The organism is Mesorhizobium sp. M7A.F.Ca.US.010.02.1.1, from assembly GCF_004023085.1.
Classification (GTDB): domain Bacteria; phylum Pseudomonadota; class Alphaproteobacteria; order Rhizobiales; family Rhizobiaceae; genus Mesorhizobium.
Window position 1 is genome coordinate 69,537 of sequence record NZ_RZRV01000013.1, and the last position, 18,637, is coordinate 88,173.

The following is an 18,637-nucleotide window of genomic DNA, read 5'->3' on the forward strand; positions in this document are numbered from 1 at the left end:
ACTGTTCTAGGCGGCGAGAGCGGTGAAGGCGGAGGCGTATACCAGCCTGCCGGCGTCAGGCGCGTCGCCCCAAGCCAGCGCCTGCAGCGCTTCGCCCTGGTATTCGCTCTCGAAGTTCTCGGCACGCGTGTGGCTATATCCGAAACGCCCGTAATAGGTGGGGTCGCCGAGCACCACGGCCAGCGTTTCGCCGGCATCCCTGAGGCGGATATGCGCCTCGCGGATCAGCGCGCCGCCGATGCCGCTGCCATGGAACGAGGGCTCCACCGCCAGCGGCGCGAGCGCCACGGCGGCGAAGGTCTTGCCGCCGTTCTGGACGAACAGCCGCGAAAACAGGATGTGGCCGACCACCTGGCCGTCCTCTTCCGCCACCAGTTCGGCAACAGCGTTGCCGCCAGTCACCAGCGCGTCGACCAGACCGGCCTCCGCCTGCTGGCCGAAAGCGTGTTCCTCGACGAGGCGGATGGCCTCGCGATCCCGCGGCGTTGCCGCGCGTATCGACATCATGCTCATGAGAATTTCAGTCCTTTTTCGATCTTGGCCCCGCGCAGGAATTCCGACGCGGCAGCGGGCTTTCCGCCCGCCCGTTGAACTTCGACCAGCCTGATCGCGCCTGCCCCGCAGGCGACCGTCAGCCGGTCATCGAGAATTCCTCCCGACTCGCCCAACTCTTCCCAAAGCGACAGGCCTTGCGACAGCGTCGAGCGAAGCAGTTTCAGCCGCTCCCGGCGGCCGCCAATTCCTATCTCCGACCAGGCGCCGGGAAAGGGCGACAGGCCGCGAATATGATTGTGGACCTCACTTGCTGAGCGAGTCCAGTCCACGCGAGTCTCGGATTTATCGATTTTCTTGGCGTAGGTCACCCCCTCCACAGCTTGTGTGGTGAATGTCAGGGTGTTCCCTTCCAACCGCGCCAGCGCTTCCACCATCAAGGCAGCACCGACGCTCATCAACCGATCATGCAAATCGCCGGCTGTCATATCGGGTTCGATGGCGCATTTTTCAATCAGCCCGACCGGGCCGGTGTCCAGCCCCTCTTCCATGCGCATCACCATCATGCCGCTTTCCAGGTCGCCGGCCATGATGGCGCGCTGGATAGGCGCGGCACCGCGCCAGCGCGGCAGAAGCGAGGCATGGCCGTTGATGCAGCCGAGCCGGGTCGCCTCCAAAACCGCCTTCGGCAGCAGCAAGCCATAGGCGACGACCACGGCGACGTCGGCCTGCAAGGCACGGAAGGCGGTCTGCTCGGCCTCGCCTTTGAGCGAAACCGGCGCTCGCACCTCGATGCCCAGTCGCTCCGCCTCGCGCTGCACCGGCGACGGTGTCAGCTCCAGCCCGCGCCGTCCGGCAGCGCGCGGCGGCTGGGTATAGACGACTGATATCTCATGGCCAGCCTCGGCGATCGCGCGCAAAGTCGGCACCGAAAACTCCGGCGTGCCCATGAAGATGACGCGAAGGGGCATTTTTCTTCCGAGACCTTCTCTCTACCTGCGCCGGGAAGTCAGCTCAGGCTTCAAACGGGTTTACCAGCTTCAGGTCAAGTCCGTCGAAGTCTCGAACGTTGCGGGTGGCAAGCGTGGCGTCGTGCACCTGGCAGATCGCAGCTATCATCGCGTCCTTGGTTTCGACAGGTCTGCCAGCGAGTCGTCTTGCCGCGGCAATGCGGCCATAGTGTTCTGCGGGCAGATCCCCAAAAACCAGGATCCGACCCGAAAATTCGCCCCGGATCCTCGAAATGCTTTGGAGAAGACCATCCCGCCGGATCGCCTCCTGAACGAGGTAGGCTCCGAAATAGAGCTCTGCAAAAACAATGGTGGAGAGGAAAAGGGTCGCAGGCTCTTGGCCATTCAACCAGTTGAGAACGTTTTTGCTCCGTTGCCGCGATAGCACGTCCGATATGACGTTGGTGTCCAGTATAATCATTTCGGTCAACGGAAATCAGGCGGCCCACGATCGGCCTCACTTCGCGACCTCGCTATTTCCTGAATCTCGTCGCTTGTGAAACGATCATCGCCGACGAGCGAATAGAGGCGATCGCCGACTTTTTCGGCGCCAGCAAATTGTGTTGCAAAACCCTTCTGTATCAAGACGACCGCTTCCTCCGAAAGGCTGCGCCTGTTCAGCCGCGCACTTTCCTCGAGACGCCGTTTCAATTCCGGATTGATCCCACGGATCAGCATGTCACCCATAGACACCTCCTACGTGATATCACTGATATCACAGCAAGTCGGTATTTTCAATCGAAGGTTCGTGAAGCTGAACCGCCGAGGCTGATCGGAGGGGCCGTGCTCCGACAGAGCATGCCCTATCCCACCAGCTTGCCCGGCGCTTTGTCCTTGGCGAGCTTCTTGAATTTCTTCACCACCATGTCGCGCTTCAGCTTCGAGATGTGGTCGATGAACAGGACGCCATTGAGGTGGTCGATCTCATGCTGCAGGCAGGTGGCCATCAGGCCCTCGGCCTCCATCTCCTGCAGCTTGCCGTCGCGGTCGAGATACTTGACCCGTACGGCGGCCGGGCGTTCGACCTCGGCGTAATAATCCGGGATCGACAGGCAGCCTTCCTCGTAGACGGAGCGCGCATCGGCGCTCTCCAGGATTTCCGGATTGATGAAGACATGCGGCGCCGGCGTCTCGTCTTCCTTGGCGAGATCGATCACCAGCAAGCGCAGCGGCTCGCCGATCTGGATTGCCGCCAGACCGATGCCCGGTGCGTCATACATGGTCGCCAGCATGTCGTCGGCTAATTTGCGCAGGGGCGCGTCGACACGCTCCACCGGTTGGGAAACCTGGCGCAGGATGGGGTCGGGAAGGATGATGAGCGGCTTGATCGGCATGGCGTTCCACGTAAGACCTCCAGCGAAAAGCGTCAACCGGTTGGCATGAGGCTCGTTCACGTTTTGATCTGTGCTATCGCGGCGAATCGTCTATGCTGTCCACATGAATGATTTGAGCACCATCCTTTCGGAGCCTGTCGCCCGGCTTGGCGCCACAACCATCACGCTCGGCCATGCGCTGGCCTTCGGCGCTTTGCTGTTTCTGGCCCTGTTCGTGGCGCTGGTCGTTGCGCTGTGGCGGTCGGCGAAGGCGCGCGCCGTGGCGGCTGCGGAAGCCGCCGATCATGCCCGCGATGCCGAGGCGCGGATGGCCGGAATTCTGCAAAGCCAGGCCGAAATGCAGGGTCGCATGGGCGCCATTGCGGAAGTGTTCGGCGCACGGCAGGCGGAGCTGACGCAATCGATCGGCCAGCGCCTGGACGCCATGACCGGCCGGCTCGGCCAGACCATGACCGAGCAGACGAAATCCACGCATGAGAGCCTGGCCAAGTTGCAGGAGCGGCTGGCTATCATCGATGTCGCGCAGGGCAACATCCAATCGCTCGCCGGCCAGGTCGTGCAGCTGCAGGCGATCCTCTCCAACAAGCAGACGCGCGGTGCTTTCGGCCAGTCGCGCATGGAGGCGATCGTTGCCGACGGCCTGCCGCATGGCGCCTATGAATTCCAGGCGACGCTGTCGAACGGCAGCCGTCCCGACTGCCTGGTGAAGATGCCGAACGGCGCGCCGTCGCTGGCCATCGACGCCAAGTTTCCGCTCGAGGCCTGGAATGCCATCCGCGCCGCCGACGGCGCCGACCTGCAGAAGGCCGCCTCGCAGGCCTTCCGCCGCGACATCGAGATCCATGTCCGCGATATCTCGGAAAAATACCTGATCCAGGGCGAGACGCAGGACACGGCCTTCATGTTCGTGCCGTCGGAATCGGTGTTCGCCGAGATCCACGAGAATTTCGAGGCGATCGTCCATAAGGCGCACCGTGCCCGCATCGTCATCGTCTCGCCGTCGCTGCTGATGCTGTCGATCCAGGTCATCCAGGCGATCCTCAAGGATGCCCGCATGCGCGAACAGGCGCATCTGATCCAGGGCGAGGTCATTCGGCTGATGGAGGATGTCGCGCGTGTCGATGAGCGGGTGCGCAAGCTGCAGGTCCATTTCGGCCAGTCGGCCAAGGACATCGACGACATCCTGGTTTCGACGTCGAAGGTCACCAAGCGCGGCCAGAAGATCGAAGCGCTGGAGTTCGGCGCGCAGCCCGACGGCGATGCCGCCGCGGACGCAGCGTCACGGGCTCCCGCCGCGAAAGTCGATACTGGCGCGCGCGTTGCCGATTCGAAAACCGGGCAGCTCAGGCTGAGGGTCGTCGAAGGCGACGACTGAGCAGCAGCGCCGGATCCGCCCTACTGCTCTTCCTTGGTCGTCATACCCGGGAATTCCGGCAACCAGGGCAGCGCCGAGCGGTGCCAGCTTTGCCGTCTCGGGACCAGCTGTTCACGTTGCCGCGCCGTGCCGACCCGGATGCCATAAACCTTCGGCCCGTCGCCAACCGATGTCGCGTAGAGATGCGAGCCGCACTCGCCGCAAAAGCCCTGCGCGCGCTTGTCGCCGCTCGATCCTGTCTTGATATAGACCTTTGGCGCACCCTTGGTGATCCGGTAGTGGCCTTCCGGCGCGCCCACGGTCACGCGAAAAGCCGTTCCGGTCAGTTGTTGGCAATCGGTGCAGTGGCAGATTCCGGTGTTCTCCGGGTCGACCTCCGCCTCGTAGGTGATGGCGCCACAATGACAGCCGCCGTCTATTCTCATCTTCGTTCCTCCAAAGTCCCGTCAATCTAGCGGGGCATGGCCGTGAGGCAATGGTGCAGCGCTAGTCCAGGGTCGGATCGGATGCGTTCTCGATCAGCCTGCGCCGCTGCTCCCAGGTGCCTGATGTCTGCGGCTTGACGAACAGCCGCGTGATCTCCGGCATCTCCTTCTTGAGCTGCGCCTCCAGGCGCTCGACGCAAGCTTCGATCTCGGGCGCCGTCAAATGGTCCTCGAACTCGATGCTGAGCCCGGCGACGATCTCTGTCGGCCCCATATGGACAGTCAGGACGCCGTTCGCCCGCTGTACCGCCGGATCCTGCTGGGCGATCGTCAGCACCTTCATCTGGACCTCGAGCGAGGCCGGCTCGCCGATCAGCAGGCCCTTGCTTTCGCGCGCCAGGAAGATCGCCGTCGCGCCCAGGATCAGCCCGATGCCGATCGAGGCGGCGCCGTCGAGCTCCGGCATCTCCAGCAGTTCCGCCGCCAGGATGCCGGCAAAGGCGACGATCAGGCCGAGAAGTGCTGCGCTGTCCTCGAACAGCACGGTGTAGACGCTCGGATCCTTGCTCGATTGCACCGCCCGCAGCCAGCCCTGCTTACCCTTCTGCTTGCGGAACTCCCTCAGCGCGACCAGCCAGGAGCTGCCCTCGAACAGAAAGGACAGGCCAAGAACGATGTAGTTGACCTTGCCGTTGGCGACCGGCTCCGGCGCCATCATATGGATCACGCCTTCGTAGAACGACACGCCGGCGCCCAGCGCGAAGACGAGGAGCGCGACGATGAAGCTCCAGAAGTAGAGTTCGCGGCCGTGACCGAGGGGATGCGTCCGGTCGGCCGGGCGGGCGGCACGGTGCATGCCGTAGAGCAGCAGGCCGCCATTGCCGGTATCGACCAGCGAATGCACGCCCTCCGACAGCATCGCCGAACTGCCGGTAAAGGCGGCGGCGGCGAACTTGGTCAGCGCGATGGCGAGATTGCCGGCGAGCGCCGCGTAGATCACCTTTTTTGAGCCGCCGTGCCCGGCCATGGCATTTGTCCCCGTTCAAGGCGCAGTCTAGCGGCCAGGCCGCTAAAGCTCCACAGGCATCACCGCGCGAATGTCGGGTCGTCCAAGGCAGCGGCCATAAGAGATCGGTCTATGGAAGACGGTGACTACTCGATGATCTCGCTGGTCCACACCTTGAAGCCGGCAAGCGTTCCCGGCCCGAATATATGGGTCAGCGGCACGTCGGCGGCGTCGCGGCCGGAGGCGATCAGGATGCGGCCGATGCGCGGTGCATTGTTGCGCGGGTCGAAGACATGCCAGCGGCCGCCGAGATAGACCTCCATCCAGGCGCAGAAATCCATGCTCGCCCATGGTTTCGGCATGCCGATGTCGCTGATGTAGCCGGTGCAATAGCGCGTCGGGATGTTGAGCGCCCGGCAGAAGGTGACCGCGAGATGCGCGTAATCTCGGCACACGCCGCTCTGTTCGCGATAGGCTTCCGCGGCGGTGCGTGTCGGCCGCGCATTGCCGTAGTTGAAGACGATGTGGTTGTGGACGAAATCGCAGACCGCCTGTACGCGTGGAATGCCAAGCGGCGTGTTGCCGAACAGCTGCCACGCCTCATCAGCCAGAAGGTCGCTCTCGCAAAACCGGCTGGGCAGCAGGAACAGCAGCGTGTCCGCCGGCAGGTCGCGCACCTCGTGCTGCCAGGCCATCAGGTCGCCCATCTCGAAAGTGCCGGGATCGCGGATTACCGCGTCGGTGCCGAAGGTGAAACGCCCGGGCGGCGCGACGAACCGGTTGCACCAGTTGCCGAAACTGTCGCGATAGCTTTCGATCGGCACCGGCGGGTTAGAGATCAGGAAGTCCGGCCGCTCGAGATCGGAGGCACGCGAGTAGTGGACATTCAGCATCGCGATGAGCGGCGTTTCCTGCGGAAAGTCGAAGCTCATCTCGCAGCCGATGTGAATTCGCATTGTCGTCCTGACGGCCTGCCTGACGATCACCCGGCGAAGCTCGGGCCGATGCTGCAGTGCGAAGACAACCATGGCATGGACGGCCATGGTTTACGAGCAAATTAGAAACCGGTTGAAAGCGAGCCGTTGACGGCGGCAGCAGTCGCTAACCCCTTGCAGTCCGGCGGTTCTCTTGTTTCACTTCGCTTCCCACATCAGGAGGAACGAATCATGGCTAAAGGTGCGATGAAGGCAGGCAAGGAAGCCCGCAAGCCGAAGAAGGACGCCAAGAAGCCCGCCCCGGCTCCGGCCCTGAAGGCGCCGCCGGTGAAGGCGATGAAGCTCAAGGACAAGTAAGTCCGGCCAATTTGCTTCGAAATGGGATTGACCGGCAGCGCTGTTGCCGGTCGTTGTTGATCGAGCGCCCGAAATTCCTATATTGGCATGGCGGGGACGACCTCGCGCTTCCTCAAAATCCGGACGGGACGACCCGCCATTGTTTGATTGATCGTCGGACTCCGAAAATCGTTTTTCGGTCCGATGCTCTGATGGAGCGTTGTCGATGTCTTGGATTCTTCTTTTTTTTGCCGGCCTGTTCGAGATCGGCTGGGCAATCGGCCTCAAATACACCGATGGCTTCTCGAAGCTCGTGCCCACCGTGCTGACCGTTGCCTCGATGGTCGTCAGCCTAACTCTGCTCGGCCTGGCGCTGAAGGCGCTGCCGGTCGGCACCGCCTATGCGGTGTGGACCGGCATCGGCACCGTCGGTACGGCATTGCTCGGCATCTGGCTGCTTGGCGAGCCGGCCACCGCGATCAGGCTGGCCTGCATCGCGCTCATTGTCTGCGGCATCATGGGATTGAAGTTCGCCGCCTGACCGATAGCGCTTCTTGTTTTATGCATGTCGTCCTCCCAAAACCGGGACCACTTATGGGCGACATGCATGGGACAAACACAATCAGGGCCGCTGCGAGGCGACCCTGATTCTCGAAGCCGATTGCTTCGTAGCCTGGAGGCTAGCGGGCCGAGAAGCCCGGCGGCGTCCTGCCGGTGCGCTGCTTGCGTGCCGCATAACGCGCGTCACGCTTGGCCTTGCGCTCGGCTTCATCGGCCAGAAAACGGGCGATGCGCTCGTTCTCTTCGGATTCCCGAATCTTGGCCTCAGCCTGTGCAGCTTCCTCGGCGGCGATACGTGCCGCTTCGGCTGCTGCCTCGCGCTCGGCCTTCTCAACCGCTTCGCGTGCCAGCTTCTCCTGCTTCAGCCGGGCCTTTTCGGCCTCGCGGATTTCGCGAGCCGCAAGGATAGCCTTGCGTTCAGCCTGCCGCGCCAGCACTGCGGGATCATCCGCCGCCGGCTTTGCCTTGAAGCGCTCGAGGAGCGCCTTCTTTGCCTCGTTTGCGGCGTTGCGCCGCTCGAAAACGTCTTTTTCCCTGTAGATAGCCAAGTCCACTTCCCTGAAGTCAATTCGCGACGCTTACATACGCGCGAAAACCGAGAGTTCAAGCGCCAAAACGGCATGGCAGCCATGAAATTGTCGGCTGTTGCAGCCGGGAGACGCCTTTGGAGCAATTCCAGGAGAAGTGTGAAGCGGTTTTCCCGGGAAAAGCGCGCAGCGCTTTCCCTTGGGAATTGCGACGAAGAGATAGAGTCGAAAACGACATGCACTGTTCACCGTCGCCCCTCTGGCAGCGAGGTTGGCGGATGGCTACGTCTAGCGGCAAATTCCAACATCAGGATGACATTAGATGGAACTCGGTCTCTACACCTTCGCCGACGTCAGCCCACAGCCGGGCCCCGGCGCAATCGGCCCGCATGAGCGGCTGCGCAACCTGATCGAGGAGGTCGAACTGGCCGACCAAATCGGCCTCGACGTCTTCGGCCTCGGCGAGCATCACCGGCCCGACTATGCCGCCTCCGCACCGGTCGTGGCCTTGGCCGCGGCGGCCGAGCGTTCGAAGCGCATCAAGCTGACCAGCGCGGTCACCGTTCTGTCCTCCGACGACCCGGTGCGCGTTTTCCAGCAATTCGCCACGCTCGATCTTCTGTCGGGCGGCCGCGCCGAGATCATGGCCGGGCGCGGCTCGTTCATCGAATCCTTCCCGCTGTTCGGTTACAACCTCGAGGATTATGACGAGCTGTTCGCCGAAAAGCTCGATCTGCTGCTTGCCATCCGCGACAGCGTGAAGGTCACCTGGTCGGGCGATCTGCGCGCGCCGATCAACGATCGCGGCGTTTATCCCCGGCCCTTCCAGGACAGGCTGCCGGTCTGGATCGCCATTGGCGGCACGCCGCAGTCTGCCGCCCGCGCTGGCGCGCTCGGCCTGCCGCTGGCGCTCGCCATCATTGGCGGCGAGCCGGCGCGTTTCGCGCCGCTGTTCGATCTCTACCGCGAAGCCGCCAAGCGCGCCGGTAGTGATCTGGCGGGCCTCGCCACCAGCATCAACGTGCACGGCTTCATCGCCGAGACGACCGAGCAGGCGGCCGACGATTTTTACGGCCCGCAGGCGGAGGTGATGAACCGCATCGGCCGCGAGCGCGGCTGGGGTCCGACATCCCAAGCGCATTTCGACCAGTCGCGCGGCCCGAACGGGGCCTTGTTCGTCGGCGGCCCCGAGCAAGTGGCTGAGAAGATCGTCGCCCAGCACAAGATCTTCAAAAACGACCGCTTCCTGCTGCAGATGGCGATCGGCACCATGCCGCATGCCAAGATCATGAAGGCGATCGAACTCTACGGCACCAGGGTGGCGCCAATCGTACGCAAGGAAACAGCCAAGGCTGAGCCGGCACCGGCAGCGCCGGTCGCCTGACCCGGAGTCCGGTGCGAGCGGCCTCATTCCGGAAGCCGGCTCATGGAACCTGCGCCCATAACTCTGCGTTCATGCAGGCAATAGCCGATCGCCGAGGGCGCCGGCTCGAGGGTGAGCATGAAAACCGAACCCGCTGCCTTGGCTCACGCCGTCGCCGACGAATCGGATTCGCGCGTTGCGGCCCGCGCCGACACGCATCTGATGCGTTCGCTGCTCGTCGGCATTTTCCTGTTCATGGCCATCTATGCACTCTACTTCGCTCGCGCTTTCTTCATGCCGGTCATTCTGGCTTTCCTGCTGGCGCTGACGCTGACGCCGATCGTTAGGCTCCTGCGCAGGCACGGCATCTCCGAAGTGATTTCGGCGACCCTTCTGGTGCTGGTGTCGATCTGCATCTTTGCCAGCGTAGGCTACCTGCTCAGCGGACCGATCATCGACCTCATCAACAACACCTCTTCGATAGGCCAGCAACTTGCCGAACGGCTGGCACAATTGCGCCGCCCGCTCGAGAAGATCATGCAGATTTCGCATCAGATCGAACAGCTGACCCAGACTTCGCAGGAGCCGGGCATTCAGAGGGTGGCGGTGGCGCAGTCCGGCATCCTGTCGGCGGCCGCCAGCAACATCCTGTCGGCGGGAACAGGCCTGACCATCATCTTCGTGCTGTCGCTGTTCCTGCTCGCCTCCGGCACGATGTTTTATGAAAAGATCATCCAGTCCTTCGCCCGCCTCAGCGAAAAGAAACGGGCGCTGCGCGTCGTCTATGACGTCGAGCGCGAAATCTCGCACTATCTGCTCACCGTCACCATCATCAATGCCGGCCTTGGCACAGTCATCGCTCTCGGTCTGTGGGCGCTTGGCATGCCCAATCCGCTGGTCTGGGGAGCCGCCGCGGCGTTGCTCAACTTCTTGCCCTATGTCGGAGCGCTGATCACCATTGCGCTTGTCACGGTCATGGCGTTGATCAGCTTCGATACCATCTTCTACGCGCTTCTGGCGCCGGCCTTCGTGATCTTGTGCGACATCGTCGAAGGCCAGTTCGTGACGCCGATGGTGGTCGGCCGGCGCCTGGAGATCAACGCCGTGGCGATCTTGATCGCCATCGCCTTCTGGTCATGGCTGTGGGGCTTCGTCGGCGCCCTGATGGCGGTGCCGCTGCTGGTCGTCATCAAGGTATTCTGCGATCATTTCGACGGGCTCAGCCATGTCGGCAATTTTCTCTCCGCGCAGCACGCGGTTGTCGTTGAGGAGGACGACATCGCCGACCCCGAAGCTGTCAAAGGCTGATCAATATTTTTGAATTTGCGGCGCCGCCGGATGCTTCCTACATGCGGTCCTGACACAGGATCCCACCCATGACCGCTCTTTCCGTTCTCGACCTGTCGCCGATCGTCGAAGGCAGCGATGCCTCGCAGTCGCTGGCCAACTCGCTCGATCTTGCCCGCCATGCCGAGCGCCTGGGCTACAAGCGTTTCTGGCTGGCCGAGCATCACAACATGCCGGGTATCGCCAGCGCGGCCACAGCCGTCGTCATTGCCCATGTCGCCGGCGGCACCAAGACCATTCGCGTCGGCGCCGGCGGTATCATGCTGCCCAACCATTCGCCGCTGGTGATTGCCGAGCAGTTCGGCACGCTGGCCGCCTTGCATCCGGGCCGCATCGATCTCGGCATCGGCCGGGCGCCCGGCACCGACATGGGCACCGCCCGTGCCTTGCGCCGCAATCTCGAGGCCGGGGTCGACAATTTCCCTCAGGATGTCGTCGAGCTGATGGGCTATTTCCAGCCGGCCGAGGAGGGCCAGCGCATCCGAGCCGTGCCCGGCGAAGGCCAGGACGTGCCGGTCTGGATCCTTGGCTCCAGCCTCTACGGCGCGCAGCTCGCCGCCATGCTCGGCCTGCCCTACGCCTTCGCTTCGCATTTCGCGCCGGCGGAGCTGGATCACGCGCTGGATGTCTACCGCTCGCGCTTCCAGCCGTCCGAGCAGCTCGACAACCCGCATGTCATGCTTGGCCTCAATGTCTTCGCCGCGCCCACCGATGCGGAGGCCCGTTTGTTGTTCACCTCGCTGCAACAGGCTTTCGTCAATCTGCGCACCGGTCGGGCCGGCCGGCTGCCGCCACCTGTCGAGAACTATGACCGCGATCTCGATCCGATGGCAAAGACAATGCTCGGCCAGGCATTGTCCTGCGCTGTCGTAGGCTCCCCGGAAACGGTGCGGCAAGGCATCGATGCCTTCGTGCGCCGCACCGGCGCCGACGAACTGATGGTCACCGCGCAGATTTTTGATCATGCGGCGCGGGTGCGATCGTTCGAGATCCTGGCCGAGGCGCACAAATCCTTGTCGCAGGCGGCCTGACAAATCCTGGTACGACTTACGCCGGGGGAAGGCTACGCGCTCACGCTCTGCGCAATCGCGCCGAGCGGACGGCATGAATTGCGGATCATCAGCCGGCCCTTGAGCAAAAGCTTGCGCGGCGGCGCGTCCCTGTTGCCGGCAAGACGGTCGAGAAGCAGATTGGCCGCCTGTTCTCCGATCGCCTGCACCGGCTGGGCCACCGTGGTCAACTGCGGCTGGAACACGTCGGACCATGGAAAGTCGTCGAAGCAGGCGACCGAAATGTCTTCCGGGCAGGACAGGCCGATGTCGCGGATCGCCTTCATGGTGCCGATCACCATCGGGTTGTTGGCCGAGAAGATAGCACTTGGCCGATCATGCGAGGAAAGCATCTGCATGGTTTCGTTATAGCCGTCGATCTCATGGAAATTGCCGAAGCGGATCAGTTCTTCGGCGATCGGCAGGCCGGCGGCGTGAAGCGCCTCGCGATATCCCGCCATGCGGTCATGCATCGGCGAGATGTCCGAGGTGCCGGTGATGTAACCGATGCGCCGGTGGCCGAGATTGATCAGATAGGTGATGGCGTCGAACACCGCGCGCTGGTTGTCCAGTACCACGGCATCGGTGTCGACGCCTTTGCAGATACGATCGAGCAGCACGACCGGCACGTTGGCGTCGTCGACGATCCGCTTGAGGATCGCGCCGTCGCCGACGCGCGCCACGATCAGCCCGTCGACCATGCGGTCGAGCAGCAGCCTGATCTGGTCGTCCTGGGTGTTCAAATCCTCGTCCGTGCAGCACAGCATGACGGCATAGCCGGCCCGGTCGAAGGCCTGCTGGATGACCGAGACGACATCGGTGAAGAACGGGTTGGTGATGTGCGGCACGGTCAGTCCGATGGTGCGGGTCGTGCCCATCTTCAGGCTGCGGGCGATCGCGTTGCGCTTGTAGCCGATATCGCGGATCGCCTGCTCGATGCGCTGGCTAAGCTCCGGGCTGACCGTCGCCGTGCCATTGATCAGCGCCGAAACGGTGGCGACAGAAACCCGCGCCGCTTCAGCCACATGGAGCATGGTGGGCGCGGTGGATTTGCGGTGTCTTTTTTGCCCTGACGCTGTCATTTTCGAAACGTTTCGCCACCCCTTGCTGGCCAATACGTACGGAATCCTGTCCTTTTAAGCAAGAATCGAATTGCATCAAACGCCCGGCACCTTATATCGGCTTGACATGATCGAAACGTTTAGATTAGCGTTTGCGGGAAATTGACGACGACGGAAGGGAGGCCGCCATTGTCATGCAAGAGAGCAATTCCCTTTCCCCGCAGCACGATGCGACTAATCGGTCGGACACCGTTCTGAGTGCCGAGCGCATTTCCAAGAGCTTCGGCGGCATCGCCGCGCTTGTCGATGTCAGCTTTGAGCTGCGGCGCGGCGAGGTTCATGCCTTGATGGGCGAGAACGGCGCCGGCAAGTCGACGCTGATGAAAATCCTCTCCGGCGTCTATACCGGCTATGAAGGCACGGTCAGCGTCGATGGCCGCCCCGTCAGCTTCGCCGGAGTGCGCGACGCCGAGGATGCCGGCATCGCCATCATTCATCAGGAGCTCAACCTGGTGCCCGAGCTCAGCGTCGCCGACAACATTTTCCTCGGCCGCGAGAAGCTGATCGCCGGGCTGATCGTCGACCGCAAGGCAAGCAGCCGCGCGGCGGGTGCTTTGTTGCAGCGGCTCGGCATCGAACTCGATCCGCAAGCCCGCGTCGGCGCCTTGCGTGTCGGCGAGCAGCAACTGGTCGAGATCGCCAAGGCGCTGTCGATGTCGGCGCGCATCCTGATCATGGACGAGCCGACCTCGGCGCTGTCGCCGGCCGAATGCCAGCGGCTGTTCCGCATCATCCGCCAGCTTGCCGACAGCGGAGTCGCCATCGTCTACATCTCGCACCGCATCGACGAGGTCATGCATCTGGCCGGCCGCGTCACCGTGTTTCGCGACGGACGCCATGTGCTGACCGAGCCGATGGCCAGGCTCGACGAAGATGCGATCATTTCGGCGATGGTCGGCCGCAACCTGCTTGCTTCCTCCCAGGAAGAGCGCAACACCACTGGCATGACCGTGCTTTCGGTCGAAAACCTATCGCTGTCGAAGCCCGATGCGCATGGCTGGCGCACCGTGATCGACGGCGTCGGCTTCGATCTTGCCGCTGGAGAAATCCTTGGCATTGGCGGGCTGCTGGGTTCGGGCCGCACCGAGATCCTGGAAGCGATCTTCGGTTCGAGCGATGGCCGCACCGGCGGCGAAATCCGTATCGACGGCCAGCGCATGGATATCCGTTCGCCGCGCGATGCAAGGCGGCTGGGCATCGCGCTGGTGACCGAGGATCGCAAGACGCAAGGGTTGCATCTGCAGGCTTCGATCGCGGACAATGTCGCGCTGCCGCTGGTCGGCTCGCTGGCCCGCTTCGGCATCCGCTCGCTGGCCGGCGAGCAGGGGCTGGCGCGGCAGGCGGTCGAGGCCCTCGGCATCCGCTGCCGGGACATCGATCAGCCCGCCGGTACGTTGTCGGGCGGCAACCAGCAGAAGGTCGTCATCGGCAAGTGGCTGGCAACCAGGCCAAGGGTGCTGCTGCTCGACGAGCCGACGCGCGGCATCGATGTCGGCGCCAAGCGCGAGATCTACGACCTGATCTTCAGGCTGGCGCGCGACGGCCTCGCCATCGCCGTCATCAGCTCCGAACTGCCGGAGCTGCTGCACCTCTCCGACCGCATCCTGGTGATGGCCGATGGCCGCCAGACAGGCATTCTTTCCCGCGACGCGGCCAGTGAGGAGGCCATCATGCGCCTCGCCGCCCCGCGTCGGACCATATCGAGACCAGCCGCATGACTGCCCTGAAACTCCTGTCCCGAACCAAGCTCTATTGGGGCCTGATCGCCATCTTCCTGATCGGCGTGCTCGGCTCGCCGATGAGCTCGAAGGGCAACAACATCTTCCTCTCCTACGGCAATCTGCTCGATGTGCTGCGCCAGGTGTCGACCACCGGCCTGATCGCCACCGGCATGACGGCTGTCATCATCACCGGCGGCATCGATCTCTCCGTCGGCTCGCTGATGGCTATCTGCTCGGTGGTCTGCGCCATGCTGCTGACGGTTCCAGGCGTGACGCCGGGCGTCGTGCTGGGCGTGCCGACCGTCGCGCTGGTGGCGCTTTGCCTCGGTTTCGTCGTCACCCGTTTCATTTTCCAGAACCTGGCAAAATCCCGCGCCGGCGCCGATCTCCTCCGCGAGATCAGGCTGGACGGGATTCGTGGGGTGGTCACGCCCGCCGTCGTCGGCGTGGTCCTGTGCTGCCTGTCGCTTTGGTACCTGCTGCCGCAGATCGATCCGAAATTCGGCGTGTTCGGCGTGCTGCTGGTGGCGCCATGCGTCGGCCTGCTGTGCGGCGCGCTCAACGGCTTCATCATCGTTGCCGGGCGCCTGCAGCCCTTCATCGTCACCCTGGCGATGATGGTGACGGCGCTCGGCATCGCACGGCTGACCGCCGGCCAGAACAATGCGGTGCTGCCGGTCTATACCGGCTCCAACGCGACCGCCGATTTCGAGATCCTGCGCTCGCTGGTGTTCGGCATCATCCCTATGCCGGGCCTGTTCTTCCTCGGCGCCATCCTGATCTATGGCGCGGTGCTGCGCTTCACGCCGTTCGGCCGCTATGTCTACGCCATCGGCGGCAACGAGGAGGCGGCGCGCCTCTCCGGCATCGCCGCCGGCCGCGTCAAGATCGCTACCTATGCTGTCTCCGGGCTGCTCGCCGGCATCGCCGCCGTGCTCTATGTCGCGCAGTACCGGCAAGGCAAGCCGGATGCCGGCGCCGGGCTGGAGCTCGATGCCATCGCCGCCGTGGTCATCGGCGGCACCAGCCTGATGGGCGGCCGCGGCAGTCTCACCGGCACGTTCTGCGGCGTGCTGATCTTCGGCCTGCTCTCCAACATCCTGCAGCTCCACAACATCAATTCGAACCTTCAGCTGGTGCTGAAGGGGATGATCATCATCGGCACCGTGCTCGTGCAGGAGCGCAATGCCGGTGATCTCCTGGCCTATCTGCGCCTGCCCGGCGGGCAATCGGCGCACAAGGAAACGGCCGCGGCAAAGCGGCCGTCGCAAGAGACACCGTCTCTCAATCTCGGAGGAAACAAAAAATGAAACGACGTGACATGCTGAAGCTTGCCGCCCTGACCGCGGCGCTGCTGACCACCACCGCGCTTCTGACCACCGGCAATGCCTTCGCCCAGGACAAGAAGTGGAAGATCGGCTTCTCGCAGGTGACGACCATCGAGCCCTGGCGCGCGCAGTTCAACAAGGACATCCTGGCCGAAGCCGCCAAGCATCCCGAGGTCGAACTGATCATCACCGACGGCGAGGACAAGACCGAAAAGCAGGTCGCCGATGTCGAGAACCTGATCCGCCAGGAGGTCGATGCGCTGTTGGTGTCACCGAAGGAATCTGCCGGCTTGACCGGCGTCGTGCAGCAGGCGATCGACGCCAAGATCCCGGTCTTCGTGCTCGACCGCAATGTCGACACCAAGGACTACACGCAGTTCGTCGGCGGCGACAACGCGCTGATCGGTCGCGCGGCCGGCGAATATGCCGTCGAACTGCTTGGCGGCAAGGGCAAGGCTGCAGGCAACGTCGTCGAGATCTGGGGCGGCATGGGCACCCAGCCGGCGCATGACCGCCATGACGGTTTCCATGAATTCACCGACAAGGAACCGGGCATCAAATATCTGCTCGACCAGCAATCGGGCGACTGGAAGCAGGACCAGGCCTACAATCTGATGGCCAACGCGCTGAAGAGCAACGAGAAGATCGATCTCGTTTACGGCCACAACGACCCGATGGCCTATGGCGCCTATCTCGCCGCCAAGGATGTCGGCCGCGAGAAGGACATCAAGTTCATCGGCATCGACGGCCTGCCCAATGAAGGCGTGCAGATGGTGAACAAGGGCGAGCTGACGGCGACCTTCACCTATGTCACTCCCGGCGCCGAAGGCCTGCGCCAGGCGATCAAGTTCCTCAACGGCGAGAAGGTCGAAAAGACCATCACTCTGCCGACCGAGAAGATCACCAAGGAAAACGCTGCCCAGGTGCTGAAGGACAACGGCCTCTGAATGCTATTGCCGGAGAAGGTAGCTCCGGTGTTTAGAATTCGGCCATAGCTCTCCCGCTCTTTGGTGGGCTATGGCCGGAACCTCTTCAGCCGTCGAACTCGATAACGGAAGCTTCATCACCTTGAATTAACCATCAACGTGAAGGAGAATCTTCCTATGGCTGAGACTTCGATCGAATGGACCGACGCGACGTGGAACCCGGTGGCCGGCTGCACGATCCTGACCGCCGGTTGTACGAACTGCTACGCGATGCGCATGGCGGCACGACTAGATGCCATGGGCATGAACAAGTACCAGGGCTTAACACGGAAGACGGGTGGCCGGGCGAAGTGGACCGGCAAAGTCATCACCGATCCGAAATCGCTGTCGATCCCCGCAACTTGGTCAAAACCACGCCGCGTCTTCGTGAACTCGATGTCCGATCTCTTTCATGTCGATGTGCCAGCCGATTTCATTCGGCAGGTATGGGCTGTGATGGAAGAGACGCCACGGCATACTTATCAGATTCTAACGAAGCGCCCGGAAGTCATGGCCAAGGTTCTGACGCGTGGCGACTTTCCCGTTCTGCCGAATGTCTGGCTCGGGACCAGCGTTGAAGACCATCGAGTGCTGGGCAGACTCGATGACCTTCGCCGAGTGCCAGCAGCAATCCGGTTCGTTTCTCTAGAGCCGTTGATTGGATCTGTGGCCGGTGCCAATCTCACCGGTATTCAATGGGCAATCGTTGGCGGTGAAAGCGGGCCAGGGGCACGGGATATGAATCCTCACTGGGTCGACGAGATCGAAACGATGTGCCGACGCGCGGGCACGGCATTCTTCTTCAAGCAGTGGGGAGGCAATAATAAGAAAGCCGCCGGTCGTATGCTCAATGGTCGTATCTACGATGAGATGCCGTCAGCTACCGCCTAGAAAAGGTTGCCCTGTCTTTGGTTGTTGGCAGCGACCTTCCAAAACGCCAGAGCGAGTTCATGCTTGGCGGCTAGCAGAAGCCAATATAGCGGCTGGTTGCCGGGTCCGGTTACTAGCTTGGGTTCGGGGGAGGGCCATACGCCGAGTCGTCCAACAAGTTCCGACCAATAACGCAAAATTGCCTGGCGTGTTGCCTTGGCGTTTCCCGCTTTGATGGCGTCACGCCAGCCAGGAATGAAGGCATCGAACACCGTCGAGTCGCCCGACGAGTATTTGTCGAGGTTCCGCTGCAGGTCCATTTGGCTGACATGTACAAGCATGTCGACGTACCGAAGGTCTGACAGCGTGCTGATCATCTCGAAGTTGAGCGTCTCCAGGTTGTAAGGATCCAGGTATGCGAAATTCAAGCTATGAGGGTTCACAACGCCGACGACCGTCTTGATGGTGGCAACAGCATTACCCGTGAAAGCCACGACCGGAGCGTTCAGCGCTTGTAGCCGTTTCTTGCAAGCCTCAACCCGCCCGGGTTCGATATCTCCGATATATACCGCAGAGAATGGCGTTCTGCTGTCCGCACTCTTCTTCCAGGCAGCAACCACACCGCCATCAATGAACTCATTGGTGCCGCGAATCCTGCATCTGCCCGGTCCACAGAACGGATCAATCAGAGTTGCTCCAGCCTTTCCGTGATCGAGCCATTTTGATCGGACGCCACGGCTGATGTCGACATAACGACATAGATACTCGTGCTTAGTTTTGGCCCAGGCGCCGACCTCCTCTACGGGCGATCCGTCGTCGCCTTGAACAAGCTGCCCCACAAACGCCCCCGTTTTGATCGATCCAATCATCTT

The 18,637-nt window shown here is 62.6% G+C and carries 21 protein-coding genes; 10 read left to right on the forward strand and 11 right to left on the reverse strand.

Annotation, left to right across the window (positions count from 1 at the left end):
* Positions 1–6: 6 nt before the first annotated feature.
* From EOA19_RS16255 to def, 5 genes are all read right to left on the reverse strand, one after another.
* Entirely contained in the window at positions 7–513 is a 507-nt protein-coding gene (locus tag EOA19_RS16255; protein WP_023810760.1) for an N-acetyltransferase, read from the reverse strand.
* Entirely contained in the window at positions 510–1,463 is a 954-nt protein-coding gene (gene fmt, locus EOA19_RS16260) for a methionyl-tRNA formyltransferase (RefSeq protein WP_128304189.1), read from the reverse strand. Before fmt ends, EOA19_RS16255 begins: the two co-directional genes overlap by 4 nt.
* A gap of 43 nt (positions 1,464–1,506) precedes the next feature.
* The gene (locus EOA19_RS16265; RefSeq protein WP_023810758.1) at positions 1,507–1,923 is read right to left on the reverse strand and encodes a type II toxin-antitoxin system VapC family toxin; all 417 of its coding nucleotides are present in this window, start codon (positions 1,921–1,923) and stop codon (positions 1,507–1,509) included.
* Positions 1,924–1,928: 5 nt separating this feature from the next.
* Positions 1,929–2,189 (reverse strand): hypothetical protein, encoded by a 261-nt coding sequence (locus tag EOA19_RS16270; protein ID WP_023810757.1) that lies wholly within the window; start codon positions 2,187–2,189, stop codon positions 1,929–1,931.
* A 116-nt stretch (positions 2,190–2,305) separates the two neighbouring features.
* Complete coding sequence (gene def, locus EOA19_RS16275; RefSeq protein ID WP_023810756.1) at positions 2,306–2,836, reverse strand: peptide deformylase; 531 nt, start codon at positions 2,834–2,836, stop codon at positions 2,306–2,308.
* Positions 2,837–2,939: 103 nt separating this feature from the next.
* Here def and EOA19_RS16280 point away from each other — a divergent pair, with 103 nt between their 5' ends.
* Positions 2,940–4,211 (forward strand): DNA recombination protein RmuC, encoded by a 1,272-nt coding sequence (locus EOA19_RS16280; protein WP_128304190.1) that lies wholly within the window; start codon positions 2,940–2,942, stop codon positions 4,209–4,211.
* 20 nt (positions 4,212–4,231) lie between these two features.
* Here EOA19_RS16280 and EOA19_RS16285 read toward each other — a convergent pair whose 3' ends face one another.
* The 3 genes from EOA19_RS16285 to EOA19_RS16295 all read right to left on the reverse strand — a co-directional run bounded on the left by EOA19_RS16285 (position 4,232) and on the right by EOA19_RS16295 (position 6,598).
* On the reverse strand, positions 4,232–4,636 hold the full coding sequence (locus EOA19_RS16285) for a GFA family protein (protein ID WP_127296482.1): 405 nt from the start codon (positions 4,634–4,636) through the stop codon (positions 4,232–4,234).
* 61 nt (positions 4,637–4,697) lie between these two features.
* Positions 4,698–5,663 carry a cation diffusion facilitator family transporter gene (locus EOA19_RS16290; RefSeq protein ID WP_128304191.1) on the reverse strand — a complete coding sequence of 322 codons (966 nt, stop codon included), beginning with the start codon at positions 5,661–5,663 and terminating at the stop codon, positions 4,698–4,700.
* A 125-nt stretch (positions 5,664–5,788) separates the two neighbouring features.
* The gene (locus tag EOA19_RS16295; protein ID WP_128304235.1) at positions 5,789–6,598 is read right to left on the reverse strand and encodes a transglutaminase family protein; all 810 of its coding nucleotides are present in this window, start codon (positions 6,596–6,598) and stop codon (positions 5,789–5,791) included.
* 210 nt (positions 6,599–6,808) lie between these two features.
* Between EOA19_RS16295 and EOA19_RS36400 the strand changes: the two genes are divergently transcribed.
* Complete coding sequence (locus EOA19_RS36400; RefSeq protein ID WP_013528464.1) at positions 6,809–6,934, forward strand: hypothetical protein; 126 nt, start codon at positions 6,809–6,811, stop codon at positions 6,932–6,934.
* A 205-nt stretch (positions 6,935–7,139) separates the two neighbouring features.
* Positions 7,140–7,454 carry a quaternary ammonium compound efflux SMR transporter SugE gene (gene sugE / locus EOA19_RS16305; RefSeq protein WP_013528463.1) on the forward strand — a complete coding sequence of 105 codons (315 nt, stop codon included), beginning with the start codon at positions 7,140–7,142 and terminating at the stop codon, positions 7,452–7,454.
* Between the two features lie 139 nt (positions 7,455–7,593).
* Here sugE and EOA19_RS16310 read toward each other — a convergent pair whose 3' ends face one another.
* Positions 7,594–8,022 carry a DUF6481 family protein gene (locus EOA19_RS16310; RefSeq protein WP_023761392.1) on the reverse strand — a complete coding sequence of 143 codons (429 nt, stop codon included), beginning with the start codon at positions 8,020–8,022 and terminating at the stop codon, positions 7,594–7,596.
* A 301-nt stretch (positions 8,023–8,323) separates the two neighbouring features.
* On the opposite strand from EOA19_RS16310, the gene EOA19_RS16320 reads away from it, so the two are divergent.
* The 3 genes from EOA19_RS16320 (at position 8,324) to EOA19_RS16330 (ending at position 11,742) form a co-directional block, all read left to right on the forward strand.
* The gene (locus EOA19_RS16320) at positions 8,324–9,385 is read left to right on the forward strand and encodes an LLM class flavin-dependent oxidoreductase (protein ID WP_128304193.1); all 1,062 of its coding nucleotides are present in this window, start codon (positions 8,324–8,326) and stop codon (positions 9,383–9,385) included.
* Positions 9,386–9,502: 117 nt separating this feature from the next.
* Positions 9,503–10,672, forward strand: a complete 1,170-nt coding sequence (locus tag EOA19_RS16325) for an AI-2E family transporter (RefSeq protein WP_023810749.1) — start codon at positions 9,503–9,505, stop codon at positions 10,670–10,672.
* Between the two features lie 68 nt (positions 10,673–10,740).
* A complete protein-coding gene (locus EOA19_RS16330; RefSeq protein WP_128304194.1) occupies positions 10,741–11,742 on the forward strand; it encodes an LLM class flavin-dependent oxidoreductase in 1,002 nt (333 codons plus the stop codon).
* A 32-nt stretch (positions 11,743–11,774) separates the two neighbouring features.
* Here EOA19_RS16330 and EOA19_RS16335 read toward each other — a convergent pair whose 3' ends face one another.
* The gene (locus EOA19_RS16335) at positions 11,775–12,794 is read right to left on the reverse strand and encodes a LacI family DNA-binding transcriptional regulator (RefSeq protein ID WP_023810747.1); all 1,020 of its coding nucleotides are present in this window, start codon (positions 12,792–12,794) and stop codon (positions 11,775–11,777) included.
* 221 nt (positions 12,795–13,015) lie between these two features.
* On the opposite strand from EOA19_RS16335, the gene EOA19_RS16340 reads away from it, so the two are divergent.
* The 4 genes from EOA19_RS16340 to EOA19_RS16355 all read left to right on the forward strand — a co-directional run bounded on the left by EOA19_RS16340 (position 13,016) and on the right by EOA19_RS16355 (position 17,786).
* Positions 13,016–14,599 carry a sugar ABC transporter ATP-binding protein gene (locus EOA19_RS16340; protein ID WP_128304195.1) on the forward strand — a complete coding sequence of 528 codons (1,584 nt, stop codon included), beginning with the start codon at positions 13,016–13,018 and terminating at the stop codon, positions 14,597–14,599.
* Positions 14,596–15,912, forward strand: coding sequence for an ABC transporter permease (locus EOA19_RS16345; protein ID WP_128304196.1), 1,317 nt, complete (start codon positions 14,596–14,598; stop codon positions 15,910–15,912). Before EOA19_RS16340 ends, EOA19_RS16345 begins: the two co-directional genes overlap by 4 nt.
* The gene (locus EOA19_RS16350) at positions 15,909–16,877 is read left to right on the forward strand and encodes a substrate-binding domain-containing protein (protein ID WP_023810744.1); all 969 of its coding nucleotides are present in this window, start codon (positions 15,909–15,911) and stop codon (positions 16,875–16,877) included. The genes EOA19_RS16345 and EOA19_RS16350 overlap by 4 nt, the downstream gene beginning before the upstream one ends.
* 156 nt (positions 16,878–17,033) lie before the next feature.
* Positions 17,034–17,786, forward strand: a complete 753-nt coding sequence (locus tag EOA19_RS16355; RefSeq protein ID WP_023810743.1) for a DUF5131 family protein — start codon at positions 17,034–17,036, stop codon at positions 17,784–17,786.
* Here the strand turns inward: EOA19_RS16355 and EOA19_RS16360 are convergent.
* The gene (locus tag EOA19_RS16360; RefSeq protein WP_031213061.1) at positions 17,783–18,634 is read right to left on the reverse strand and encodes a three-Cys-motif partner protein TcmP; all 852 of its coding nucleotides are present in this window, start codon (positions 18,632–18,634) and stop codon (positions 17,783–17,785) included. The genes EOA19_RS16355 and EOA19_RS16360 overlap by 4 nt on opposite strands.
* Positions 18,635–18,637 lie beyond the last annotated feature (3 nt).